At 61.4% G+C, this 1700-nt stretch carries 1 protein-coding gene; it reads left to right on the top strand.

Going from position 1 to position 1700, the window contains the following annotated elements:
- Positions 1-77: 77 nt before the first annotated feature.
- Complete coding sequence (locus tag AC0L3O_RS35315; protein ID WP_473618134.1) at positions 78-1244, top strand: IS110 family RNA-guided transposase; 1167 nt, start codon at positions 78-80, stop codon at positions 1242-1244.
- Positions 1245-1700 lie beyond the last annotated feature (456 nt).

The following is a 1700-nucleotide window of genomic DNA, read 5'->3' as shown; positions in this document are numbered from 1 at the left end:
AGCGCTGTAGATGCTATGGGCGGCGGCGAGCGTGTGGCACCCTCGACGCTGTTGAGCAGCTACCTAAGGAGCGCCCCATGTCACCATCCTTTGATGCAAGCAAATCCCTTACCGCCCTTGATCAGGACAGCACGTTGGTCGCAGTGATTGAGATGAGCCAGACAAAGTGGCTCATTGCCGCGACGGTCCCTGGCTTTGAACGTAACCCTCTCAAGAAGCTCGATGCCGACCCGGATTCGGTGTTCAGGCTGTTGCGCCGCTGGCGCAGCGAAGCCATCCAAGCCGGGCGTGAAGTCCGGCGCATCGTTGTCGCCTATGAGGCTGGACGCGACGGCTTTTGGTTGGCGCGCTGGCTCCAGGCGCGCGCTGTCGAAGCTTATGTCATACATCCATCGAGCGTCGCGGTTTCCCGTGAACATCGGCGTGCCAAGACCGATCGCCTCGATACCGAACTGCTGATGCGCGCCTTTCTTGGCTGGCTGCGGGGCGAGAAGCGCCACTGCAGCATGGCAGCCATCCCAACCATCAATGAGGAGGAGGCCCGCCGTCCGAACCGTGAACGAGACAATCTCGTCCGCGAACGTACACGGATTGTCAACCGCATCAAGGCAATCCTCGCTCGCTTCGGCATTCGCGCCTTCAAACCCAATCTGCGCAAAGCTGCCGAGAAACTGGAGGCTCTGCATACGGCGGAAGGTATGCCCCTACCGGAACGAAGCCGAGCCGAGTTGCGCCGTAATCTCGGACGGCTTCACCTGTTGCGTGAACAAATCCACGAGATCGAACAGGAGCGGTTGCGGCAGCTCTCGGTGGTTCCGGACACGAAGAAGGGTCCGCTCGCGATGGTTCGCCTTCTTGCGCGGATCATCGGTGTCGGTATCGAGACTGCGGACATGCTGGTGAATGAGATTCTCTCACGCGGCCTGCGTGATCGGAGAGCCGTCGCCCGCTATGCCGAACTTACCGGGGCGCCGGATGAGAGCGGCCAACGCAGGCGCGAGAAAGGTCTTGCGCGGGCCGGCAACGCTCGCGTCCGCTACGGCATGATCCTACTGGCTTGGCGGTTCCTCCAATTCCAAAAGGACAGCGCGCTGGCGCACTGGTTTTGCGCGAGAACGGCCGATGGCCGTGGCGGTACGCGCAAGACAATGATCGTGGCTTTGGCGCGCAAGCTACTGATTGCCTTCTGGCGACTTGTCACGACCGGCGAGATCCCGACGGGAGTAGCCCTGCGTCCGGTATAAAGCATGGAGGAGGGGTTCGACAGGACGAGCATTGAAGTTTGGCAGCTGCAATAGCGTCTGCCGATAACGATCCGAGGTGGTGGTGATCCCGGCCGCTCACATGGCTTACGACGCCGCGCTGTAGAATGGGCCCACCGCCCGGAGCTTCGCCGCCGATGCGTATGGCTGCATCATGGTTTTTGATCCGCGAGGATCAACCGCATACAAGCTTGCGGCGCGTTTACGGCGCCGGATGGCGAGCTCCCCTCGGTTTGCAAGTTATAGACCTCTACGAACAGGCACCTGCCGGCTCAATGTAACGCTGCCGCCGTGCTCGTGACCATCAAGGGCAAGTCGCTTCGCGATGGCCAAAGGCCCACCCTTGACCGTCACTGCGCGCGGCGCCCCCAATGAACCCCGGAGCCAAAGCAGGAACAAATGGGGCGCCACAGCTGAACAAGGAGACGGAACGACTGA

The organism is Mesorhizobium sp. WSM4810 (assembly GCF_055811235.1).
Note: the sequence above shows the minus strand (reverse complement) of the source record. Positions and strands in the feature narration are given on the sequence as shown.

Coding starts and splice junctions, on each gene's coding strand:
- AC0L3O_RS35315 (WP_473618134.1), top strand. CDS start 78: ATGTCACCATCCTTTGATGCAAGCAAATCCCTTACCGCCCTTGATCAG.